The 23,845-nt window shown below is 34.4% G+C and carries 26 protein-coding genes and 1 pseudogene; 19 read left to right on the top strand and 8 right to left on the bottom strand.

The window, feature by feature from the left end; all coding sequences use genetic code 11:
- Nucleotides 1–117 precede the first annotated feature (117 nt).
- From NST60_RS21870 to NST60_RS21840, 7 genes and pseudogenes are all read right to left on the bottom strand, one after another.
- Complete coding sequence (locus NST60_RS21870) at nucleotides 118–462, bottom strand: hypothetical protein (protein ID WP_341100128.1); 345 nt, start codon at nucleotides 460–462, stop codon at nucleotides 118–120.
- Between the two features lie 70 nt (nucleotides 463–532).
- Nucleotides 533–889 carry a hypothetical protein gene (locus tag NST60_RS21865; RefSeq protein ID WP_341100127.1) on the bottom strand — a complete coding sequence of 119 codons (357 nt, stop codon included), beginning with the start codon at nucleotides 887–889 and terminating at the stop codon, nucleotides 533–535.
- A gap of 2 nt (nucleotides 890–891) precedes the next feature.
- Nucleotides 892–1,071, bottom strand: a complete 180-nt coding sequence (locus NST60_RS21860; RefSeq protein WP_341100126.1) for a hypothetical protein — start codon at nucleotides 1,069–1,071, stop codon at nucleotides 892–894.
- 13 nt (nucleotides 1,072–1,084) lie between these two features.
- Nucleotides 1,085–1,318: a helix-turn-helix domain-containing protein gene (locus NST60_RS21855; protein ID WP_341100125.1), complete on the bottom strand. Its 234-nt coding sequence runs from the start codon at nucleotides 1,316–1,318 to the stop codon at nucleotides 1,085–1,087.
- A 540-nt stretch (nucleotides 1,319–1,858) separates the two neighbouring features.
- A pseudogene (gene cotJC / locus NST60_RS21850) lies at nucleotides 1,859–2,098 on the bottom strand (spore coat protein CotJC); the annotation flags it as partial.
- A 41-nt stretch (nucleotides 2,099–2,139) separates the two neighbouring features.
- A complete protein-coding gene (locus NST60_RS21845) occupies nucleotides 2,140–2,400 on the bottom strand; it encodes a spore coat protein CotJB (protein ID WP_016203149.1) in 261 nt (86 codons plus the stop codon).
- Nucleotides 2,401–2,414: 14 nt separating this feature from the next.
- Nucleotides 2,415–2,630 carry a spore coat associated protein CotJA gene (locus tag NST60_RS21840; RefSeq protein ID WP_016203148.1) on the bottom strand — a complete coding sequence of 72 codons (216 nt, stop codon included), beginning with the start codon at nucleotides 2,628–2,630 and terminating at the stop codon, nucleotides 2,415–2,417.
- A 296-nt stretch (nucleotides 2,631–2,926) separates the two neighbouring features.
- On the opposite strand from NST60_RS21840, the gene NST60_RS21835 reads away from it, so the two are divergent.
- From NST60_RS21835 to rpsA, 11 genes are all read left to right on the top strand, one after another.
- On the top strand, nucleotides 2,927–3,715 hold the full coding sequence (locus NST60_RS21835) for a metallophosphoesterase (RefSeq protein ID WP_169188787.1): 789 nt from the start codon (nucleotides 2,927–2,929) through the stop codon (nucleotides 3,713–3,715).
- Between the two features lie 157 nt (nucleotides 3,716–3,872).
- Nucleotides 3,873–4,454 (top strand): adaptor protein MecA, encoded by a 582-nt coding sequence (locus NST60_RS21830; protein ID WP_169188786.1) that lies wholly within the window; start codon nucleotides 3,873–3,875, stop codon nucleotides 4,452–4,454.
- Nucleotides 4,455–5,235: 781 nt separating this feature from the next.
- Nucleotides 5,236–6,513, top strand: a complete 1,278-nt coding sequence (locus tag NST60_RS21825) for a Glu/Leu/Phe/Val family dehydrogenase (protein ID WP_169188785.1) — start codon at nucleotides 5,236–5,238, stop codon at nucleotides 6,511–6,513.
- A gap of 286 nt (nucleotides 6,514–6,799) precedes the next feature.
- Nucleotides 6,800–7,768 carry a YpdA family putative bacillithiol disulfide reductase gene (locus tag NST60_RS21820; RefSeq protein WP_016203143.1) on the top strand — a complete coding sequence of 323 codons (969 nt, stop codon included), beginning with the start codon at nucleotides 6,800–6,802 and terminating at the stop codon, nucleotides 7,766–7,768.
- A gap of 36 nt (nucleotides 7,769–7,804) precedes the next feature.
- Entirely contained in the window at nucleotides 7,805–8,473 is a 669-nt protein-coding gene (gene prsW / locus NST60_RS21815; RefSeq protein WP_016203142.1) for a glutamic-type intramembrane protease PrsW, read from the top strand.
- Between the two features lie 200 nt (nucleotides 8,474–8,673).
- A complete protein-coding gene (gene sleB / locus NST60_RS21810; protein WP_445304418.1) occupies nucleotides 8,674–9,732 on the top strand; it encodes a spore cortex-lytic enzyme in 1,059 nt (352 codons plus the stop codon).
- 12 nt (nucleotides 9,733–9,744) lie between these two features.
- Nucleotides 9,745–11,091 (top strand): germination protein YpeB, encoded by a 1,347-nt coding sequence (ypeB, locus tag NST60_RS21805; RefSeq protein ID WP_101730951.1) that lies wholly within the window; start codon nucleotides 9,745–9,747, stop codon nucleotides 11,089–11,091.
- Nucleotides 11,092–11,547: 456 nt separating this feature from the next.
- Nucleotides 11,548–12,219, top strand: a complete 672-nt coding sequence (locus tag NST60_RS21800) for a flagellar brake protein (RefSeq protein WP_016203023.1) — start codon at nucleotides 11,548–11,550, stop codon at nucleotides 12,217–12,219.
- Between the two features lie 115 nt (nucleotides 12,220–12,334).
- Entirely contained in the window at nucleotides 12,335–12,508 is a 174-nt protein-coding gene (locus NST60_RS21795; RefSeq protein ID WP_212120128.1) for a DUF5359 family protein, read from the top strand.
- Between the two features lie 270 nt (nucleotides 12,509–12,778).
- Complete coding sequence (gene cmk, locus NST60_RS21790; RefSeq protein WP_016203024.1) at nucleotides 12,779–13,456, top strand: (d)CMP kinase; 678 nt, start codon at nucleotides 12,779–12,781, stop codon at nucleotides 13,454–13,456.
- A gap of 190 nt (nucleotides 13,457–13,646) precedes the next feature.
- Nucleotides 13,647–14,786 (top strand): 30S ribosomal protein S1, encoded by a 1,140-nt coding sequence (gene rpsA / locus NST60_RS21785; RefSeq protein ID WP_016203025.1) that lies wholly within the window; start codon nucleotides 13,647–13,649, stop codon nucleotides 14,784–14,786.
- A gap of 71 nt (nucleotides 14,787–14,857) precedes the next feature.
- Here the strand turns inward: rpsA and NST60_RS21780 are convergent, their stop codons facing one another.
- Nucleotides 14,858–14,995 (bottom strand): YpzI family protein, encoded by a 138-nt coding sequence (locus tag NST60_RS21780; RefSeq protein WP_341100123.1) that lies wholly within the window; start codon nucleotides 14,993–14,995, stop codon nucleotides 14,858–14,860.
- A gap of 205 nt (nucleotides 14,996–15,200) precedes the next feature.
- Between NST60_RS21780 and NST60_RS21775 the strand changes: the two genes are divergently transcribed.
- From NST60_RS21775 to NST60_RS21740, 8 genes are all read left to right on the top strand, one after another.
- Nucleotides 15,201–15,812, top strand: coding sequence for a YphA family membrane protein (locus tag NST60_RS21775; protein ID WP_101730953.1), 612 nt, complete (start codon nucleotides 15,201–15,203; stop codon nucleotides 15,810–15,812).
- Complete coding sequence (locus NST60_RS21770) at nucleotides 15,809–16,699, top strand: YIEGIA family protein (RefSeq protein WP_016203028.1); 891 nt, start codon at nucleotides 15,809–15,811, stop codon at nucleotides 16,697–16,699. The genes NST60_RS21775 and NST60_RS21770 overlap by 4 nt, the downstream gene beginning before the upstream one ends.
- Nucleotides 16,696–16,881 (top strand): capping complex subunit for YIEGIA, encoded by a 186-nt coding sequence (locus NST60_RS21765; RefSeq protein ID WP_016203029.1) that lies wholly within the window; start codon nucleotides 16,696–16,698, stop codon nucleotides 16,879–16,881. Before NST60_RS21770 ends, NST60_RS21765 begins: the two co-directional genes overlap by 4 nt.
- Nucleotides 16,882–17,276: 395 nt before the next feature.
- Nucleotides 17,277–18,587, top strand: coding sequence for a ribosome biogenesis GTPase Der (der, locus tag NST60_RS21760; protein WP_101731380.1), 1,311 nt, complete (start codon nucleotides 17,277–17,279; stop codon nucleotides 18,585–18,587).
- Between the two features lie 10 nt (nucleotides 18,588–18,597).
- The gene (locus NST60_RS21755; protein ID WP_040343296.1) at nucleotides 18,598–19,650 is read left to right on the top strand and encodes an NAD(P)H-dependent glycerol-3-phosphate dehydrogenase; all 1,053 of its coding nucleotides are present in this window, start codon (nucleotides 18,598–18,600) and stop codon (nucleotides 19,648–19,650) included.
- 777 nt (nucleotides 19,651–20,427) lie between these two features.
- Entirely contained in the window at nucleotides 20,428–21,906 is a 1,479-nt protein-coding gene (gene spoIVA / locus NST60_RS21750; protein ID WP_016203033.1) for a stage IV sporulation protein A, read from the top strand.
- A gap of 479 nt (nucleotides 21,907–22,385) precedes the next feature.
- Nucleotides 22,386–22,658, top strand: a complete 273-nt coding sequence (locus tag NST60_RS21745) for an HU family DNA-binding protein (protein WP_016203034.1) — start codon at nucleotides 22,386–22,388, stop codon at nucleotides 22,656–22,658.
- Nucleotides 22,659–23,052: 394 nt separating this feature from the next.
- A complete protein-coding gene (locus NST60_RS21740; RefSeq protein WP_016203035.1) occupies nucleotides 23,053–23,844 on the top strand; it encodes a heptaprenyl diphosphate synthase component 1 in 792 nt (263 codons plus the stop codon).
- Nucleotide 23,845 lies beyond the last annotated feature (1 nt).

Here is a 23,845-nt window from a genome sequence, read left to right as displayed (position 1 = left end):
CCCTATATAGATAAAACAACAGTTAGAAGTCGGCAAGGTACAAATACCTTACCCCGTAAATTCTAACGCCTGAAACCCTTGATACTACTAGCTTCATTTAGTCCTAACTGTTGTTATTTAAGTGCGTTTTTGATTAGCCTTAATAAAAGTCTTTTTCCTTGCTGATCCTCTACAAATATCCGAACAGTACATAGCCCTGTTAGATATGGAATTAAAGCCCTTGCCACAACCTTTACACGACTTGTTTAACACCGTTTCCTTGCCATAATATACAGCCTCTACAGTCTTATCTATAGGCAATATAGCCTTTTCAAAGTAAGTACATGAACAGTCACTAGCAGGTATCTTTTTGCCTCTATATTCACCGCCCGAAATAAGTGGACATTCTCTTTCTAGTAGCGTGCATTTACCGTCTACTAAATTGGAACAGCTGGAATTTACTAATTGTTTGATTGTTGTCATTGTCTTGATCTCCTTTAAATAGAAAAACCACCAGCCATGAATAAGCTAGTGGTAGTAAGTAGTATTTTTTTTATCGTGTTAACTTATCATTTCGTGGTAAGCCAGCCCTTGCACGATCTACAGCAAGTCTAGTTTGTTCCGCGATAAACTCTTCTCTAAACTTTTCTTGACGTTCTCTATTCTCACGTTCAATGTCCATTCGTCGTTGCATTGCTTCTCTAACTCCATTCTCGTCAATTTTACTGTCCGTATGTTCATATACAGATAGACCGCTATTAGAAGGAATGATGTTTTCCTTATCTCTTAATTCATTCACAGCCAGCCCTATAGACATTCTTTCACTTGTTGGTAGAGTGCTAATTTGTTTAAATGCCTCAGGATCGCCCATTGCTAATCGTCTTACTAATTCAGGATTAAATTTACTCATTATTAAAACCACCTTAATTTTGTATTTTGTTTTAGTTCCCAATATTTCGAGATAAATTCTCGTTGTTCTTCTGCTGTAGTTAAACGACTTGCCATAACTAACAGCCCTTGCTTTTCAACTTCTTCTGACAATAGTTTAAATAGTTTCCTATTCTCACGAAATTCTTTAATAGCTTTTAGCATTAAAACCACCTTGTTAAATGTTTTGATTTTTCACTAGTTCTTTAATGTCATTCAATTCTTTATCGTCAATTTTTAATTTTCCAATCGCTAGGAATAGTCTACTTGAATAGTAATCAGAAATAGGGATCTTTTTAGTCTCAATGTCAGATAGCCTTGCCTGTGGTATGCCTACATAATCAGCAAACTCAATTTGATTCATGCCCTTACATTGACGTATAACTGGAATCATTTCCGCTGTTAGTTTCACTTACTTCACCTCACAAGTTAATAGCATAAATTATGCTTTTTAATTTAAAACAAAAGGGCATGACTAGAAGCCACGCCATTACTACAAAGGAGACCAAATTTAAATGTCAATTCACAGCCGTAGAAAGTCTTAAAGACTTCCCTATTAGATAGTTCATGAAATGCTATCTTGAAACAGGGTGAAATTAAAATAATTGCTTTTCTATGTCCTAAAATGCCTTTGAATTGCAAGTACCTAAGTGTAGAGAGTTTTAGCCCTTAGACGGTTATTAGACAATCTATTAAACTCATAGACTACACTAAGGACGGTGTGACATCATGACTAAACTCAAAGAGGCTAATGTAACTGTTGTAGATGAAAAGACAGTCATTGTTGAGGGTGTCGGTAAAGCTACAGATATAGGGGAATTGGACGTTAAAAAATTTATAGAAATTGCAATGGGATTGCCTTCATTTTGGAGGTAGTCCTTTTTTGTTTAAAGGGATATATTATAAGGAAGAGAAAAGGGAGTAGGGGTATTTTAAATGATAGCATTTTAGATTTCGTTAATTTATATATCATGGTAGCGATCATTTCTAAATGAGCAAATTCTTCTGTACCTATGTCTGTTAATAATCCAATAACGCGATCAGGTATAGAGTACCGCTGATTTAAGTATCTTAATGCTGCTGCAAGTTCTCCATCAGCACCTCCATATTGTTCAATTAAAAATTTGGCAAGCATTGGATTGCAAGTACTTACTTTTACGGGGTATTGTAATTTTTTTTCATATAACCACATAAGATTCCATTCTCCTTTATCGCAAAATTAAATTTTTGACATCATACTTGCCAAGGCCAAGGGGCAGAATCCCAATCCCATGGTGAACCAGATGGGCTGTTTCCATATTGCAATAAAGGACCATAGTTACTTTCATATAATTTTTTGAACTTTTCACGTTCTTTCACATAATGATTAAATTGATTAATGGCATCTTGATCATAATGGTGGGTATCTAAGTATAAGGTGAGTTCAACTAGTACAAAATCGATTGCTTGGAGTTGTTCTAATAATTGATAGTATTCCGGTGGAAGCTGCTTCATTCAATATCACTCCCTTAGCTCTTTTTTTCGTTAGGACCGTAGTAAGGATCGTAAAATGTTTTCCATAAGGTTCCTGCTTTTAATGCTTCCATTGGACTAAACTGAGGAAGATGTGGTGGCTGAAAACCTAAGTATAAATTCGGCGGGGTTGAATATACTTTTGTTTTTATTGGTGGACAAGGATCAAATGGGCTGATATAAGGGTGATATTCTTTGTAGAATGACGGCATAGAATTCCCTCCTTTTCTGGGGTTTACTTTACATCCTATGATAAAATTTTTATTTCCATGCTTGCTTTTAAAAAAGCTTCAACTACCCTTGTTGTTTTAGTAAAAAACATTTAAAAGGTAAAAAAAAGCGGGCAACTTTATATTTTGCCGATAAATATTCAGCAATCGTAATAAAAGAACTTAAACAGTGGTATATAAAGGGGAGAAGATTTTTCTTAAAAATGGTAATTCATGTAGAAGGTGTATTAAAATATAAGAATCATTCAATGAAAAAAGAGGAATTTTAGGGGGACTTTATGATATTCTTACTTGTTACTTTCATTTTACTTGTTTTTTTAGGGGTGGCTTTATTAATATATATGAGAAAAATTGCAAATGAGAATAATGTAAAATATGAGATTTTTTATTTTCCAAACTTTCCATCTTCAATCCGAGAAATTACCCTTTTCTTTATTTCAGATATTCATCGAAGAACTGTTGATGATACCATCATTAATGAAGCAATCAATGTTGCGGAGATTGTCATAATAGGAGGAGATCTTTTAGAAAAGGGTGTAAAGTTGGAAAAAACCCGGGAGAATCTACGGAAGTTAAAAAAAATTGGTCCTGTTTATTTTGTTTGGGGGAATAATGATTACGAAATTGATCGAGATGTTTTAGAAACTTTATTGAAAGAAGAGGACATTATCTTATTGGATAATAAAGCAATTTCTTTCCAATCAGATAAAGAAGAAAGTTGGTCCTTAATTGGGATTGAAGATTATTCTTTAGAGCATGATGATTTAGAAAAAGCGTTAGAGCAAACAAATGCCAATGATTTTAAACTCTTAGTGAGCCATAATCCGAAAATAATAGAAAAAATGAATGAGGTAGAACAGATTCCCCTCATATTAAGCGGGCATACTCATGGAGGGCAAATACGAATATTTGGTTTCGGACCATATGAATTAGGTGGAGCAAAAGTAATTGAAAATACGACTGTATTTGTTAGTAATGGGTATGGAACAACTAGTATTCCGTTAAGATTAGGAGCAAAGCCAGAAACACATATTATAAGTATTAAACATAAACAAAATGATGAATGAATTAAGATGTTTGTAGTAAGTACAATCAACCGTTCTTAGCGAAATATTGGCTTTTCAAGCAAAGCCTGAACCACTTTGGAATATTACTCACCGATTACTCCTTCCTTTCATAAACTGCAGTAAGAGTTTTTTCAAGGAGCAGGCAGGAGGCGTAGTCATGCGTTTGGAGAGATTAAATAGCAACAGAATTAAAATCCATCTGACCACCGATGATTTGTATGAACGTGGATTGACAAAGGAAGATATATGGAAAGACTCGATAAAGTGGCAGTATTTTTTTCATGAAATGCTTGAAGAAGCCAATGATTTATTTGACATGGAGATACACGGATCGGTAGCTGTTGAGATATTTTCAATGAAAGCTCAAGGCATGGTTATGATTTTAACAATAAGTGAAAGTGAATTGGATACGGAAGAATTATTATCTGAAGGTTTCTTAGAGATGCAAGTAACAGTAGAAGAAACAGTGGATATATTATATGAGTTTAAGGATATAGAAGATGTAATAAATGCCGCAAAGCAGTTAGTGCAAAATGCCTTTTATGGCGGTTCTTTATATCATTTTAATGGAATGTATTATTTATGCTTTGTTGATATTTCTTCGTTTAAAGAGGAACAAATTATTGCCATCCTAAGCGAGTATGGAGAAGTAAGTTTAAAGAGCATATACATCATTGAAGAATATGGAAATATAATAAAAAAAGAGAATGCATTGGAGACATTGGTGCATTATTTTTAATCCTCCATAAAGTAGATAGAATGATTCCATTTTTTTGAAGTTGTTCTCGGAGACACGAGATATGGAAACTTCAGCAGTTTATTGGAATTGTCTATCTTTTTTATGTGTTTAAAAGAACTTTAATACATAAAAATTTAAAACTTGATGATTGGTAAAACTTGTTGAAAGTGTTAAAATGAAATAGGGAAGATACATAAGATTATTCCCATCCTTTCATCTTTTTTGTTTAGCCACAAGTATTTTTATCGTATAAGGAAATAAGTTTTAGAGACTAATGAATTGATGATAATTAAATGAGGGTGAGGTAGGACAAAGAATCGTTTAATTGAATATACTGATATTAGAACAAGGAATAAAAAACAGTTATCCACAGTGAAAAAATGATATTTGTAGACCTTCCGTAACGAATAATCGCAAGATGATAGTGGAACTAACAAGTTCCTGAATAATTATGTTATTTCAATTGTATAATTTTGCTTGCATCTTGCAGGTAAAGGTGTATACTATGCTTTGAATTAGCTATTAAGCCCAAAATTATGTTTTCCATTTATCCCACTCTTAACGGACAGTAAGACTCCCCCCTCAAGGTTTTGAGAATACGAGGAAGATAGGTGGGAGATCAACTGTCCGTAAAGGTCCGATTGGTTCAACTAACCATCAGTGGGGGAGGAAGGAAAACCCCCGCTGATAGAAGTTTCACTTTATTAAAAATGCTAAATAATTATTCTTATAAAGAAGAACTACGGTTTATAAACTAGTAGTTTTTTAGGAGGATTTATTAATGGTAGCCAAAAAATCTAATGAGAAGAATCATGTAGAAGAGCAACACGATGTTTTGAAATCAACACAAACAGTAATTCATAAGGCTTTAAACAAACTTGGTTATTCAGATGAAGTTTATGAATTATTAAAAGAGCCGATTCGAATGATGACAGTTAAAATTCCTGTGAGAATGGATGATGGAACTGTAAAAATCTTCACAGGCTACCGTGCTCAACATAATGATGCAGTTGGTCCAACAAAGGGTGGTATTCGTTTTCATCCTAATGTTACCGAAACAGAAGTGAAAGCACTCTCTATCTGGATGAGTTTAAAATGTGGCATTGTCGACCTTCCTTATGGTGGCGGAAAAGGAGGAATTGTTTGTGATCCTCGTGATATGTCTTTTAGAGAATTAGAAAGATTAAGTAGAGGCTATGTACGAGCAATTAGTCAGATCGTCGGCCCAACAAAAGATATTCCTGCTCCAGATGTTTTTACTAATTCGCAGATAATGGCATGGATGATGGACGAGTATAGCCGAATTGATGAATTTAACTCTCCAGGTTTTATAACAGGTAAGCCACTTGTATTAGGTGGATCACAAGGACGAGAAACAGCTACTGCAAAAGGTGTAACCATTTGTATTCGTGAAGCAGCAAAAAGAAGAGGCATTTCCATTGAAGGAGCACGAGTAGTTGTCCAAGGATTTGGAAATGCAGGGAGTTTTCTAGCAAAATTCATGTATGATGCGGGTGCAAAGATAATTGGAATTTCTGATGCGTATGGAGCATTGCATGATCCTGAAGGGTTAGATATAGATTATTTATTGGATAGAAGAGACAGCTTTGGTACTGTTACAAACTTATTTAACAATACCATTTCGAATAAAGAATTATTAGAATTAGATTGCGATATCTTGGTTCCAGCAGCAATTGAAAACCAAATAACAGAACAAAATGCGCCGAATATTAAAGCAAGCATTGTTGTGGAAGCTGCTAATGGACCGACAACATTAGAAGCTACTCGTATTTTAACAGAAAGAGGAATTTTATTAGTTCCAGATGTATTAGCTTCAGCTGGCGGGGTAACTGTTTCTTATTTCGAATGGGTTCAAAATAATCAAGGATACTACTGGACAGAAGAAGAAGTGGAAGAAAGATTAGAAAAAGTAATGAGCAAATCATTTAAAAATATTTATGATACTGCTGAAATACGTCGTGTCGATATGAGACTAGCAGCATATATGGTGGGAGTTAGAAAAATGGCGGAAGCATCTAGATTCCGCGGTTGGATATAAATTTAACTAAACCTATTGCTGATTTTTTATTTTGGAGCTTTTTGGGGAAAACTTTAATCTTATTTATCCCACTCTTAACGGACAGTAAGACTCCCCCCTCAAGCATATGAGAATACAAGGAAGATAGGTGGGAGATCAACTGTCCGTAAAGGTCCGATTGGTTCAACTAACCATCAGTGGGGGATGAAGGAAAACCCCCACTGATGGCAGTTTCACTTTATAATTTTGTTAAAGGTTTAAAGGGGAAGTAATCCCGTTTTTTGTAAAAGGTTAGGAGTGAACGGTTTTGAAAAGAGAACAAGCAATTATCATTGGTGCAGGTCCATGCGGTCTTGCAGCAGCGATCGCTTTAAAGGAAATAAATATAAATCCACTAATTATTGAAAAAGGAAATGTCGTAAATGCGATACATGGTTATCCTACACATCAGACATTTTTCAGTACAAGTGAAAAATTAGAAATTGGCGATGTCGCTTTCTTAACAGAACAATATAAGCCTAATCGCAATCAAGCGCTCGTTTATTATCGAGAAGTAGTAAAAAGAAAAGAACTTCGTATAAATGCATATGAAGAAGTAATAGAAGTACAAAAAACAGAGGAACAGGATTTTATTGTAAAAACGAAAAAGTCCGAATACTTAGCTCCATATATTATTGTTGCAACTGGTTATTATGATCATCCGAACTATATGAATATTCCGGGCGAAGAATCGGCTAAGGTAATGCATTATTTTAAAGAAGCACATCCTTATTTTAACCATGATGTAACAGTAATCGGCGGGAAAAATTCAAGCGTGGATGCTGCGATTGAACTTGTGAAAGCCGGAGCAAGAGTAACGGTTTTATACAGGGGCAGCGAATATTCTTCTAGTATCAAGCCTTGGATTTTACCAGAATTTGAGTCCTTAGTGCGAAAAGGAACTATTAAAATGGAATTCCAAGCAAGTGTTGTAGAAATAAAAGAAACCTCTCTTTTATATGAAGTAAATGGAAAGCTTCATGAAATTAAAAATGATTTTGTGTTTGCGATGACAGGATATCATCCTGATCACGAATTTCTGAAAAAAATGGGAGTGGAAATCGAAAAGGAAACGGGGAGACCTGTGTTTGATCCAGAAACAATGGAAACAAATGTGAATGGTATATTTATTGCTGGGGTAATTGCAGCAGGAAATAACGCAAATGAAATCTTTATTGAAAATGGAAGGTTTCATGGTGTGCAAATTGCGAATGCTATTCTAGAAAAAACTAGATAGTCGAACACTCAGAAACAGGGGAAAAGGGGAAATGAAATGTTGGCGATTTTTTCAGCCGGAATAGCACCTGGTTTAGCATTGTTAAGCTATTTCTATTTAAAAGACCAATACGATTCCGAGCCAATATCGCTTGTCATGCGGTCTTTTATAACAGGTGCACTTCTTGTTTTTCCAATCATGTTTATTCAATACGTTTTTCAAGCAGAGAATGTCATTCCAGAAGGGATTTGGAGTGCTCTACTTACAACCAGTTTATTAGAAGAATTTTTTAAATGGTTTATTCTTTTTTATACGGCAGTAAAGCATGCTGATTTTGATGAGCCTTATGATGGAATAGTATATGGCGTTGCAGTGTCATTAGGGTTTGCAACCATGGAAAATATTCTATATTTAGTGGCAAATGGACTGGAGTATGCGATTGGAAGAGCTTTGCTTCCTGTATCAAGTCATGCCCTTTTTGGGGTTATAATGGGTTATTATTTTGGAAAGGGTAAATTTATTGTGCCTAGAGGGAAATGGCTTGTTTATTCCCTGCTTGTTCCTTTTCTGCTTCACGCTGTGTATGATTATATTGTATCTTTAGAGAAAAATTGGCTGATCTTGATTACCCCATTTATGTTTTATTTATGGTGGTTAGGCCTTAGAAAAGTAAAAAGCGCAAGAGAACTAAGTAATGAACCTATTCAAAAAATGACAGGAACTTAACGTTAAAAAGGCTAAAGGGTAATATTTACCACCTGGTAAAAGGAAGTTTCACAATCCTCTTTGGAATAGGATTGTGAAGCATATAGTATGTAAGAAAGTAGAGTGGAGTACATCCCTCTACTTTTTTTTTTGTATAAAAAACCAATTGCTACAAAAAATACAGTTAATGTTAATAGTAATTAGTTATGGGGGTAATAAGCATGAATAAAAAGTTTTTACTCACAAAAATAGCGATCATCTTTTTTGTTATGACAGGATTACTAGCTGTTCCTTTACATGAACAAAAAGTACATGCTTTTTCCGATCAAGTTATTCAGCATGGAGCGGTAGGGGATGACGTTATTGAATTACAAGCTAGACTACAATATGTAGGATTTTATAATGGGAAAATTGATGGTGTATTTGGTTGGCAAACCTATTGGGCATTAAGGCACTTTCAATATGAATTTGGATTGCCGATTGATGGTTTAGCTGGCGCGAAAACGAAAGATAAGTTAGCTCGCGCAACTAAATACAATGAGCAATTTGTAAAAGAACAAATAAATCGTGGGAAAAAGTTCTCCCATTATGGAGGGGTTGATTTAAATAAACAAAAGACTCCTTCTCCTAAAAAAGGAACAACACAAAATCAAGGAAAAAAACAAACGAATAACACAGCAAAAAAACCAAGCAATAACAAAACAAAAAAACCAAATACTACTGCGCAAAAAAAGAAAAATCAAAATGGTGCTGCACAAAAGCAAACAAATAATGCAGCAAAACCAAAAAACGCAACAGAAAACAAATCTGGTCAGACAGGAACAAATAATAATAACACTCCTGCACCGCAAAATACTGCCAATACGAATGGCGGCGAAAACACAACTGGGAAAAAAGTAACTGCAGCAAATGTTCCGAATGGGTTCTCGCAAAATGATATTCAATTAATGGCAAATGCAGTATATGGTGAAGCAAGAGGAGAGCCATATGTAGGTCAAGTAGCTGTTGCAGCAGTTATTCTCAACCGAGTTAACAGTCCAACATTTCCAAATACGGTTTCAGGAGTTATTTTTGAACCACGCGCATTCACTGCTGTTGCTGACGGACAAATTTGGTTAACTCCAAATGAAAGGGCAAAAGAAGCAGTATTAGATGCTATTAATGGATGGGATCCTACTGGACATGCTTTGTATTATTTTAATCCGGATACCGCAACAAGCGGATGGATTTGGGGTCGACCACAAATTAAACAAATAGGAAAGCATATATTCTGTAAATAGTGGGGTGAGACGATGTTAAGAGGAATATTAATAGGAGTATTAACACTCGGGATCGCAGGGGTAGCCTTTTGGGGCTATCAGGAGCACAAAGAGAAAAATGCAGTTTTATTAAACGCAGAGAATAACTATCAAAGGGCTTTCCATGATTTAACGTATCAAGTAGATTTGCTACATGATCAGATTGGTACAACTTTAGCAATGAATTCACAGGAATCCCTATCTCCTGCGTTGGCAGAAGTATGGCGAATTACTTCAGAAGCACATTCAGATGTAGGTCAACTACCATTGACACTGCTCCCGTTTAATAAAACAGAGGAATTTTTAGCGAACATTGGTGATTTTAGTTATCGGACAGCGGTGAGAGACTTAAATAAAGAGCCATTATCGGAAGATGAGTATAAAACGTTAAAGAAATTGTATAAAGAAGCTGCAGATATCCAAGACGAATTACGCAATGTTCAGCATTTAGTGCTGGAAAACAATCTCCGTTGGATGGATGTTGAAATGGCATTGGCAACAGATAAGCAATTAGATAATACCATTATTGACGGTTTGAAAACAGTAGAAGATAAAGTAAAAGGATATCAGGAAACTAGCTTTGGCGTTACAAGTGTAAATATGGAAAAGAAAGATGAAAACTTTAAAAATTTAAAGGGAAAGACAATATCAGAAAAAGAAGCAGAAAAAATCGCGAAAGAATTTGCGGAATTTAAAAATCCAGTTGAAGTGAAAATTATGGAAAATGGAAAAGGATCAAATTATGGCTTTTATAGTGTTACATTAAAAGAAGAGGGAACAGATGTAGAAGCAAGCATGGATATCACAAAAAAAGGAGGATATCCAATCTGGTCCATCGTATCCCGAGAAGTGAAAGAAGATAAGATAAGCCTTAATGAAGCGAATAATCAAGCAGTTAAGTTTTTAAAAGATCATGATTTTAAAAACTTAGCACTATTTGAGAGTATGCAATATGAAAATATGGGTGTATTTAATTTTGTTACCGAGATTGATGGGGTAAAAATTTATCCAGATAGTATTAAAATGAAAGTGGCCCTAGATAATGGAAATGTTATTGGGTTTGCTGCAGAAGATTACTTGATGGCAAATACAGAAAGAGAAATCAAAGATCCAGCGATTTCTAAAGAGGAAGCATTAAAGAAAATCAACAAACAGGTCGATATTATGGATGATGGTTTAGCAATAATCCTAAATGATCTGAATGAAGAAGTTTTATGTTATGAATTTATTGGAACATTAGGGGAAGATACCTATCGGATTTATATTAATGCCGATAATGGAATCGAGGAAAAGGTAGAGAAATTAAAGAATGCTGAACCAGTTTATGAAGAAGTAGTTTAAAGAAAAAAAGCTGTCGACATACTCTAATACGAGAATGTTGGCAGTTTTTTTATCCTTCAAATCAAGTGGAAAGACCTGCATGGATAGAAGTTTGACTTTCTGAATGGGTAGTATTGCCAAATATAAAACATTCATGCAATAATGATACTTAAATATAGGTATTTTGTTATAGTTATAAAAAATATGTGAGTCTTAATGACTATTATTAAGATATCGGTTTATTAAGTGATTGTGATAATTTACTCGTTTTTTAAAGAGGGGTAAGACTCAACCGCAAGCTGAGGAGAATCGAATCGAGGAAGCTAGCTTCTGTAAACGTCCGATAAACGCAATTAGCCATCAGGAAAGGGGCAGGAAAAACCCCACTGATGGAACTTGTATTTATATAAACATAAATACATCATAGATAAAAAATCTTAAGGTATTCATACCGTTAAAAAGAAAGTGTGAGAAAAAGTGATTTTTATTGGAGATACATTAATTATTGAACCGATTCATGGGGAATCAAACGGTGAACAATATAAAAGTCGTGTATTAGGTAAAGCAGAAAAATCGATATACATAGAGTATCCTATTCATCTTGTAACAAATAAACTGCTTTTTCTTATGAATGGTGCTCAATTGAGGGTTAATTTTGTGACAAGTGAAGGGATTGCTTATTTATTTCATTCCGAAGTGATTGGAAGGAAAAAGGATAATAATGTACCAATGCTTATTCTTTCATTGCCTGCAGAAAATCAAATGGTTAAAATTCAGCGTAGACAATTTGTAAGAATTGAAACGAGTGTTGATATCGCAATCCATCCATATGAGAAGGACGGTCAATTTGAACCATTTACAACCGTTTCTTTAGATTTTAGTGCCGGTGGGGCTGCTGTTATTGTGCCTAAGCATATAAGCTTACAGGAAAATAGTAAATTAAAAGTTTCATTAGTTCTGCCTTTGCAAAATGGAGAGTATAATTATTTGCATTTGTTGGCAGAAAGCAAAAAAATCTTTGATTATAATGAACATAGCAATAAAATGACGATTGAATTTTTAGAAGTTGATCCTGCGGATCGCCAATCAATGTTAAGGTTTAGCTTTGACCGTCAACTTTCCTTGAAAAAGAAAGGGATTGAAATCTGAATAAAGGCTTATAAATACTCCGATACTAGTCATATAAACTAAAAACGAAAAAGCAAAATAGCTAAGTTTTTAAGTATATGAAAGCTTTTTGGAAAGCAAAAAGGAGTTGCGTAAAGTGAAAACGGTGGAAAGAATTATAATGAAGATTATCATGTTTCAAATCGTTTTTTTTATGGTTGGTCAAATGCTTCATCAGTGGGATTTTATCCCGGAAATAAGAACAATCACTCAATATGAAGGTGTTATGGATTCTAATTTTATTTCCTTTCTCGAGACATTCGGAAGATAATAGCGATGTTTATTTTTTGTTGTCATATAGAAGAGATACATAAAAGAGAAGATATTTTTAATAAAAAAGTCTAGAGATTATGGTAAAATAAAAGATAAGTAAGCCATTTAAAAATAAGGGCTAGGCTTGTACTCCACATTAAAAATCATGTTTGGATGTAAAAATGCTACAAGCATAATAAATGCCTACTATACTTTAGGAGGCATTAATAGTGTAGAGTGAATATTATAAGAGAATTGGTATAATTGAGCCAGTAGTTCAGGAGGATTTATGGAAAAGAAAATTAGCATTGCAATAGATGGACCAGCAGCAGCAGGGAAAAGTACTGTTGCAAAGATTGTTGCCGAACAATTAGGATACATTTATATTGATACAGGAGCGATGTATAGAGCTTTAACCTATAAAGCAATAAACCATAACTTAAATTTAGAAGATGAAAAAAGTTTAATAAATATGTTAAATGAAACAGTTATTGAATTGTTCCCAGGTGAACAAGGTCAATTAATTTTTCTAGATAACAAAGATGTTACAAAGGAAATTCGTTCAAGTGAAGTGACGAACTCGGTTTCTATCGTTTCCAAGCATAAACTTGTTAGGGAAGAAATGGTAAGAAGACAACAAATGTTTGCAGTAAACGGTGGTGTGGTAATGGATGGTAGGGATATTGGTACCCATGTGATTCCAACCGCTGAAGTAAAAATATTTCTTTTAGCTTCTGTAGATGAAAGAGCAATTAGAAGACATAAAGAGAATGTACTAAAAGGTTATGAATCCGATTTAGAACAATTGAAACAAGAAATTGCTGCCCGGGATAAATTAGATTCAGAGCGTGAAATTGCTCCGTTAAAGAAGGCGGATGATGCAATTGAAATGGATACGACTTCACTATCTATAAATGATGTAGTTGAAAAAATCATGGAGCTAACACGAGAAAAAATTAGTAATTGATCTTTAACATATGCAAGCTTCAGGTAATCTTATAAACTAGTCTAGTAGTTCTTACTTGACAAAAAAACAAGTTTGTAAGAACTTTAAAGAGAAGGATTATAAAAATCGTATGCATGATTAATTTATTTTAAGCTGCATGTTCATTTTCGAAAGAGAGTGCATGCAGCATAGAGTCGAAGGAGGAGTACATATGTCTGAGGAATTAAATGATGTAGTTGTAAATAATTATACTGTTGGAGACGTAGTAAATGGTCAGATCACGAAGGTGGAAGAAAAACAGGTAATTGTTGCAATTACGGACAGTAAACTCGATGGGATTATACCAATAAGTGAATTATCTAGCTTGCACATTGAAAAGGCAAGTGATGTTGTTTCAGAAGGGGATCAGCTTGAATTAGAAGTGATAAAAGTAGAAGAAGATGCTCTTGTTTTATCCAAAAGAAAAGTTGATGCAGAAAAAGCTTGGGATCAACTTGAAGAGAAATTTAAAGCAGGCGAAGTTTTTGAAGCAGAAGTAAAAGACGTTGTAAAAGGCGGACTTGTTGTTGATCTTGGTGTAAGAGGCTTTGTACCTGCCTCCTTAGTAGAAGCTCATTATGTAGAAGATTTTTCTGATTACAAGGGTAAAACAATTTCTTTTAAAATTGTGGAATTGGAGAAAGATAAAAGTCGTCTTATTTTATCCCATCGTGCCGTTGTAGAGGAAGAGAAAAGCAAACAAAAGCAAAATCTCCTAGACTCAATAGAAGTTGGACAAACCCTAACAGGAACTGTTCAAAGAATCACGGATTTTGGTGCATTTGTTGATTTAGGGGGCATTGATGGATTAGTCCATATTTCTCAATTGTCATATGATCACATTTCTAGTCCAACAGATGTCGTTCAAGAAGGGCAAGAAGTAAAAGTAAAGGTGTTAAGTGTAGACCGTAATAATGATCGCATCTCTTTATCTATTAAAGAAACACAACCTGGACCTTGGGCGAACATTGCAGAACGTGCAGAAAAAGGTAGTGTACTAGATGGAACAGTCAAACGTATTGTTTCCTATGGTGCGTTTGTTGAAGTGTTCCCAGGTGTCGAAGGACTTGTTCATATATCCCAAATTGCACATAAGCATATTGGAACACCTCATGAAGTGTTGAAAGAGGGGCAAGAAGTCCAAGTAAAAGTATTAGATGTAAATGAAGCGGAACAGCGTCTTTCTTTAAGCATTAAAGAACTAACAGAAAAAGAAGTAGACGAGGAAGAAGTCTATGAACTTCCAGAAGAGTCAAAAGGATTCCAATTAGGTGATATGATTGGGGAACAATTGAAGAAATTGAAAAACTAATCATTTCTTACTCTTAATCCGAAAAGAAATTTGTAGGGGTGGCCATTGAGGTCACCCTTATTGTGTGTTTTCTACTTATTATCGTTTAATAATCTGCCTTCTTCTGGACTTTGTAATCTAGTTGCGCCATTGTAATGAAGTGCTTGATCACGGTCTGATTCAACTCTGTTGCTTTTTTTAAATTTTTTTTCCTGTCTATCCTTACCCATAAAAAAACTCCTCCTACCAATAATAAATTTAAAACGTTCGACTTCCTTTACAGAAGTTTAATTTTATTATTCTACATCGTGCAGAAAACTACTTAATGAAAAAAATTCCTACATAAATATACAAATACAGTTCCATTTATTACTTCTATCTTTTTCGTTTAAATTACATACTTCCGAGACATAATGGAAAAATAGGAGAGTGAGAATGATGGCAGGATCAATTTTTTTATTTTGTACCTGGTTTCTTTGGATATTTACGACTTTTTTTATGGATAAAAGGAACCAAAAGCGAACGGAATATTCCATTTATTTATTATTAGCGATTATTTTAAGTGAGTTGAATTGGGAGTGGCAACATGTGCGTTTTTCGATTTTACCCCTAGTTGTATTGGTCATTTCATTTTTTTATACAAGTCGTCTACACTGGAAAAAATCTATGTACTGTATAGTTTCGTCTTTTTTTGTGATGTTAGCTTATATTACATATGAGCTAATGGCGATTATTGATCCGATATGGGTATTTATCCCGGGAGTATGGCTTAAGGCAAGTATATTATTTATACTAGTCATCCTTTTACATAGAAATATCGTTTGTCAAATCCTTATTCTGTCAATCGGAAGTATGATGGGGGATATAGTATTAAGTTTTGTTTTAAGGAGCTATCAGATGAATTATTCGATTGGCTCTATTCATTTTTTTGATTCTTTTATGCTTGGTATGCTGGGAATGATATCTCTTTTTTATCTAAAAATGACGCTTGCAAGATGGGAACAGTATGTATTTATGCTTGAAAAGGAGAGACAAAAAAACGTATGAGTAATTTCGCTTATCCAATTCTATTTGGGGTAATTGTCGGGACACTATTAAGGATATATATGCTTCGAACTGATTATAGACAATATCCTACTTATTTACATGGAAAAATAATTCACATTGCCTTAGGCTTTATCGCTGCTGGTTTAGGTTCAGTAGCTATTCCATCTATTTTAAACAAAGACTTTACGGCAGTAACATTCTTAACTGTTGCTGCTTCCCAATTTCGTGAAGTTAGGAACATGGAAAGAAATACACTTACTGAATTAGATAGTTTTGAGATGGTTCCAAGAGGAAAAACATATATTGAAGGAATAGCCATTGCTTTTGAAAGTCGAAATTATTTAGTGATGTTTGCAGGTCTAGTCAGTACATTTGGCTATATTGCTTTCAACATCTGGACAGGAATCCTCGCAGCTATTTTCTCGGCAGTGGTAGCAAAAAAACTAATGTCTGGTGGACATTTAAAAGATATAGTAGATATTGAATATGTACAACCAACGTTTGCAGGTGCTGGTTTACATGTTGATACAATTTATATCATGAACATTGGTTTACCAGAGCGACAGAAGGAAGTATTAAAATATGGAATGGGGTTTATTTTAACCCCTAAGAATTTTAATGCAAGAGCGACTATTGCAAACTTAGGTCAAAGACAAGCTATTCTTTATGATGTTACTACAGCACTAGGCGTTTACCGCGACTCAGGAACACCTGCGTTAGTACCGCTAGCTAAAAGAGATCTGGAAGATGGGAGAGTAGCAATTTTCGTATTACCACAAATACAAAATGAAAAGAAAGCCATTCGAATTATCGGTGCAGTCCCAACATTAGAAAATGCTATTCGAATGCCAAGTAAGCGTGAAGAAAGAGAGGAAGAGTTAGAATGAATGTAGAAAAATACATTTTAGCCTCCATAACTACGAATCCTAATAAAGTTGCACCAGGCAGTGGTGTGTTTTATTGTGAAGATACAAAGGAACTGGAAACAATAGCGACTAATTTAGAAGCTATACTAGATGGGATTGCGCATAAAATCAGTGAAGAAGTCTTTATAATTGTTAAGCATTAATATCGAAACAACGCTATATAAATGATTGTTATGGAAAGAAATGCAGTTTTATGTTGCTAGGATAACTTCTCTTTGATAAAATGTTTTAGTTAGGGGTCTACCTTACAGTTTTCGGGTTAGCCCCTATTTTACTATTTTTTGTTAAAGGGTATTACTTGAACAGTCGATTATTGGTTTCGTTCTTGATAGAATTTAGGAATAAGTTTAAATAATTTCTACTAAAAAACGGAGCTGTAAAAACGGAAACTACTAAAAAAATTAGTAGTTACGTTCATAAAAGCAAGAAATAATCTAAGAATGTTCTTTAACATCGTGATTACCTTACGCTTGAAAGCATTTAATCGTAGGAATCATGTTGCATGGATAGAATGATTATGTATGAAGGGATGATAGCGATGGCTAAACCAGTTATTGCAATAGTTGGACGACCGAATGTCGGTAAATCAACTATTTTTAATCGGATAGTAGGAGAACGTATCTCCATTGTAGAAGATATACCAGGAGTAACAAGAGATCGTATCTATAGCTCAGCAGAATGGTTGAATCATGATTTTAACCTTATTGATACAGGTGGAATTGATATTGGAGATGAACCTTTTTTAGATCAAATACGTATGCAAGCGGAAATTGCAATTGAGGAAGCGGATGTAATCATCTTTATAACAAATGGTCGTGAAGGCGTTACAGCTGCAGATGAAGAAGTGGCAAAAATTTTATATAAAGCGAAAAAGCCTGTTGTCTTAGCTGTAAATAAAGTAGATAACCCAGATATGCGAGAACAAATTTATGATTTTTACGCATTAGGTTTTGGAGAGCCATTCCCAATTTCTGGATCACATGGTTTAGGATTAGGGGATTTATTAGACGAGGCGGCAAATCACTTTCCAAAGCGTGATACGAAGGATTATGATGATGATGTCATTAAGTTTTCCCTGATTGGGAGACCGAATGTCGGTAAATCTTCGTTAGTAAATGCAATGCTAGGTGAAGAAAGAGTAATTGTTAGTAATGTGGCTGGTACTACACGAGACGCAATTGATTCTGAAGTTACGGTTAATGGCGAAAAGTTTGTTATTATCGATACAGCAGGAATGAGAAAAAAAGGTAAAGTATATGAGTCTACAGAAAAATATAGTGTATTAAGAGCGTTACGTGCCATCGAACGATCCGATGTCGTTTTAGTGGTTATTGATGGAGAAGAAGGAATTATTGAGCAGGATAAAAAAATTGCAGGTTATGCTCATGAGGCTGGAAGAGCAATTATTATTGTCGTGAATAAATGGGATGCTGTAGAAAAAGATGAAAAAACAATGAAAACATTTGAACAAACAATTAGAGAACATTTCCTATTCTTAGACTATGCACCAATTGTTTTCCTTTCTGCAAAAACGAAAAAACGTATTCATACATTAATACCGATGATCAAGGTTGCCAGTGAAAATCATACACGCAGAGTAGAAACAAGTGTGTTAAATGATGTTATTATGGACGCTGTTGCAATGAATCCTACTCCAACTGATAAAGGAAAAAGATTGAAAATATACTATACTACCCAAGTTGCGGTAGGACCACCTACTTTTGTTGTATTTGTGAATGATCCAGAATTGCTTCACTTTTCTTATGAGCGATTTTTAGAAAATCGGGTTAGAGATGCCTTTGGTTTTGAAGGAACACCGATTAAAATATTTGCAAGAGAAAGAAAATAAAGAGGTGTAAATGATGAAAGATAAGAAATCCGTAGCAATGATTGGTGCTGGTAGCTGGGGAACAGCGCTATCATTAGTTCTTGGCGACAATGGTCATACTGTTCGACTTTGGGGAAAAGATGAGAAAAACATTGCAGAGATAAATAGCTTACATCAAAATAGCAAATATTTGCCTGGGATTACCCTGCCTAACGAAGTAGTTGGAACAACTTCGTTAGAACAGTGTATTCAGGAAGCAGATATCATTGTATTGGCCATACCAACCAAAGCAATGCGTGAGGTTATTCCGCAAATGCTTCCTTACATTAAAAAGCAGAAAACATTCGTTCATGTTAGTAAAGGAATTGAGCCAGGCACATTAATGAGAATTTCTGAAATAATGGAGGAAGAGATACCTGAAAGCATGCGTAAAAGTATTGTTGTGCTCTCAGGTCCTAGTCATGCGGAGGAAGTAAGCCTACGTCATCCAACAACAGTTACAGTATCTTCTAAGAAGATGGATGAAGCTGAACTTGTTCAAGATTTATTTATCAATCATAATTTCCGAGTATATACAAATCCGGATCTTATTGGGGTCGAAATTGGCGGTGCCTTGAAAAATATCATTGCAGTATGTGCAGGAATTGCAGATGGATTAGGATTTGGCGATAATGCTAAGGCGGCATTAATTACAAGAGGTCTTGCTGAGATGGCAAGATTAGGAACAAGAATGGGTGCAAATCCTCTTACCTTTGCTGGTTTAACAGGGATTGGAGATTTGATTGTTACTTGTACAAGTGTTCATTCTAGAAACTGGAGAGCAGGCAACATGCTTGGAAAAGGTCATGCGCTAGAAGAAGTGCTGGACCAAATGGGAATGGTTGTGGAAGGTATACGTACTACAAAAGCAGCACATCAGCTTTCTGAAAAATATGGAGTAACGATGCCTATTACAAATGCTTTGTTCCAGATTTTATTTAATGGACAAGATGCCAAAGCAGCAGTAGAGAGCCTGATGGCAAGAGGGAAAACGAATGAAATGGAAGATTTAATAAACATTCTTGCCTCTCAGTACATAGAATAAAAAAAGATGTTTAATACATAAAGCCTTTCTTTAGAAAGGAAGAAACAAACAAAATCTTTTTATGGAAATTTAGGCGTTTTAATGGTTCGAAAATGTATGTTATAACATAAAATGCTTTGAAGCAACCTAGTGGAATGAACAGGGTTTGGGTCAAATAGTCGATGGAAAATCAAAGTAAAAAGTTTCCCCTACTTTTTACTTTGATTTTTTTTATTTTCCATTTTTTAATCTAATCGATTGGTTTCACTCTCTATTGGGTCATGTGCACCCTTTTTATCCCACTCTTAACGGGCAGCCATCCATGAAGCAAACTTCACCAACAAGGATGAAAATCGAGGTGACAACCGTTTATTTTCATGGGAGTAAGAAGCCCATTGATGGAAGTTTAAATGAATGTTTGTACACCATGTGGGCTCGTTTTAATAGACTGGCTGCCCTGCTTTATGGTTATTTACTTGTCTTCCTAGCTGTTTTCCTAACAAAAAGTGTCATATCCCTTCTCTTCTTGTATATATTGAAGAGAAGGTTTTTTATTTTATGCATAAAGAAACAAATAGTCTTATGCTAGTTTCAATAAATATAACGTATGGATGGATATCATTTTTACGTTCATAAACAGAGAAAATGCTACTTTCAAATAAAACTAGCAAAAAAAAGGAGGAGAAAATAAAAAATAAGTCATAAAGAGATAGGACAACATCATAAATATATATTGTCTAATAGTATTAAATGGATAATTCTATCCCATGTACTAGGAAAAGTTCAGGAGGGGATCACTTGGAAAAGGTAAATATTTTTAAAGATATTGCCGAAAGAACGGGCGGTGATATTTACTTAGGTGTAGTAGGTGCAGTACGTACTGGAAAATCAACTTTTATAAAAAAATTCATGGAATTGGTTGTTATCCCGAACATGGAAAATGAAGGAGATAGAGCTCGTACAAAAGATGAGCTTCCTCAAAGTGCAGCAGGAAAAACAATTATGACAACAGAACCAAAGTTCGTTCCTAATCAAGCGGCCTCTATTAAAGTAGATGAGGGATTAGAAGTGAATATTAGGCTTGTTGATTGTGTTGGGTACACTGTACCAGGAGCACAAGGCTACGAGGATGAGAATGGTCCTAGAATGATCAATACACCTTGGTATGAGGAACCTATTCCGTTTCATGAAGCTGCTGAAATAGGAACAAGAAAGGTTATTCAAGAGCACAGCACAATTGGAGTGGTGATTACAACCGATGGTACGATTGGTGACATTCCAAGAAGTAACTATTTGGAAGCTGAGAATAGAGTAATTGAAGAATTAAAAGAGGTTGGAAAGCCGTTTATCATGATTATAAACAGTGCGCAACCATATCATCCTAATACGGAAGCTTTAAAAACAGAGCTTTCTGAAAAATATGATATCCCGGTTATTGCTATGAGCGTAGAAAGTATGCGTGAAGCAGATGTATTAAATGTTATGCGTGAAGCATTATTCGAGTTTCCGGTCTTAGAAGTAAATGTTAACTTACCAAGCTGGGTAATGGTTTTAAGAGAAAATCATTGGTTAAGAGATAATTATCAAGAAGCAGTTAAAGAAACGGTAAAAGATATTAAGAGATTAAGAGATGTAGATAGAGTTGTTTCACAATTTAGTGAATATGAATTTATTGAAAATGCTGGTCTGGCTGGCATTGAAATGGGGCAAGGAATTGCGGAAATTGATCTATTTGCACCAGATGAGTTATATGATGACATCCTGAAAGAAATTGTTGGGGTAGAAATTAGAGGAAAAGACCACTTATTAGAATTAATGCAAGATTTTGCTCATGCAAAAACGGAGTATGACCAAATATCAGATGCATTAAAAATGGTAAAACAAACAGGTTATGGCATAGCTGCACCATCATTAGTGGACATGAGTTTAGATGAACCAGAGATTATTCGTCAAGGCTCGAGATTTGGAGTCAGACTGAAGGCTGTTGCACCTTCTATTCATATGATTAAAGTAGATGTAGAGAGTGAATTTGCTCCTATTATTGGATCAGAAAAGCAAAGTGAGGAATTAGTAAGATACTTAATGCAAGATTTTGAGGATGATCCGTTATCCATTTGGAATTCAGATATTTTTGGAAGAAGCCTAAGTTCCATCGTGCGGGAAGGAATCCAAGCCAAACTTTCATTAATGCCAGAAAATGCCCGTTATAAACTAAAAGAAACATTAGAAAGAATCATCAATGAAGGTTCTGGTGGATTAATAGCAATTATTTTGTAAGAACTCTATTTTAGAGTTCTTTTTTTTGTGTATTTAAAGAACAAAAATTTTTAAAAGGTAGATGAGATTTTAGAAAAAATATCCTATATTTGTTTATATACCCGCTATTGATATAACGGAAACTACAGAAATATAGTAACATTTTCGCTCGGTTTTTGGATGTAAATGGAAATTTTATGGTTTTAATGTTACGCTTTTATTTCAAAATAAGAAAATATTGCTATCAATATATAAAATTTCTTGATATGCACAAATGATTATGATAATCTTTTAAAGGAATTAGCGTTATAAAAGGAGTCTTAATCTTTTTTATAAAAGTTAAGTCTCTTAATACTTGAATAGTTCTTAGTGTGATCAAATGCATGACATTTAAGAAAAAATTCAGTAGGACGTATATAATTCCGTTAATTTGTTTACAAATAAAGATATGAAACTAATTTTAAGCTTTTATTTGAAACACTCGGGAGGAGGTGAAAGGCATGAACAAGACAGAATTAATCAATGCAGTTGCTGAAGCAAGTGAACTATCAAAAAAGGACGCTACTAAAGCAGTTGACGCTGTTTTCGATACAATTTTGAATGCTTTAAAAGATGGTGATAAAGTACAACTTATCGGTTTTGGTAACTTTGAAGTACGTGAGCGTGCGGCTCGTAAAGGTCGTAACCCACAAACTGGTGAAGAAATTGAAATCGCAGCAAGTAAAGTTCCTGCTTTTAAACCAGGTAAAGCACTTAAAGACGCAGTGAAATAATTACATACAATAATAGTATTTCACTAAAACCGCGAAATTATCGCGGTTTTTTTATGTTATTTTTTAGTATAGTAAAGAAAAGATACTGCATTTTGATGCTGTAGATTAAATTAGTTACAACAAAACAGAGAGTGGAATCTTTCCCAAGTGGCTATTGTATCCCTTTACTTTCTGTTGTGATATAATATTTAAAATATATGATAGAAATTCAAATGAACTTTTACGTAAAGTTGTTGCACGGAACTTTAAGTTAAGTCTAATGAAGATGGCTTTGGCTTTTTACTTCTGTGCGTAGCAATAAACAGCTTTATACTTATTAAGCTATAAAGCAAAAGTGAGGATATTTATTTTCCAGAAACGATAATCAGGAATAAATGGGAACAAGGGTGATGTTATGGCTATTCAAGAATTATTAGAAAGTGTAAAAAGAAGAGTGGTTGAAAAAACCTCGAATCATTATTTGCAAAAGCATATACCAAATCCAATTTTAGATGAACATAAGCTTCTACTAACAATATCTGTTCTGTTACAGGTAAAGATAAAAAAACAAGACATTATTACATATGCAACAACAATTACACTTATTCAGATTGCCCTTGATACCCATGAGCTTATTACAAATGAAAAGATGCATAAAGGGAACGAAAGAAATAGACAGCTAACTGTATTAGCAGGGGATTTATATAGTGGGCAATATTATAAAATATTAGCCGAAATCGAAGACTTTAGAATGCTAAAATTCCTAGCGGAAGGAATTAAAGAGGTTAACGAGAATAAAATATTCTTTTATCACCAGAATGCAAACTCAATCGAGCAGCTAAAAGAAAGTCTGAAAACTATTGAGGGAGCGTTAATCCAAAAACTTGTCGACTATTATCAATTAGATGGATGGAAATTATTCGTCAGAGAATTTTTATTTCTTTCTCGAATCCGAAAAGAAAAAGAGGAATACAATCATACAAATAGTTCAATAGTAGTCGATGCTTTTTGTGAGTATGAGAATAAGAAATTATTACCTATAAATAGTAATAAAGTAGCGGTGTTAGATAAACATATAAAAGAGACAAGTTTTCGCTTAGAAGAGTTGCTAGAAAATCTTCCTGATTTACAAGCAGAGTTGAGAGAAAATGTCTATCAATTATTGAAAGTAATAAACAAACAACAATTGTACGTAGAGGAAGGGTAAT

The organism is Niallia sp. FSL W8-1348, assembly GCF_038006745.1.
GTDB lineage: Bacteria > Bacillota > Bacilli > Bacillales > Cytobacillaceae > Niallia > Niallia alba.
This window is presented reverse-complemented; position numbering and strand designations above follow the sequence as displayed.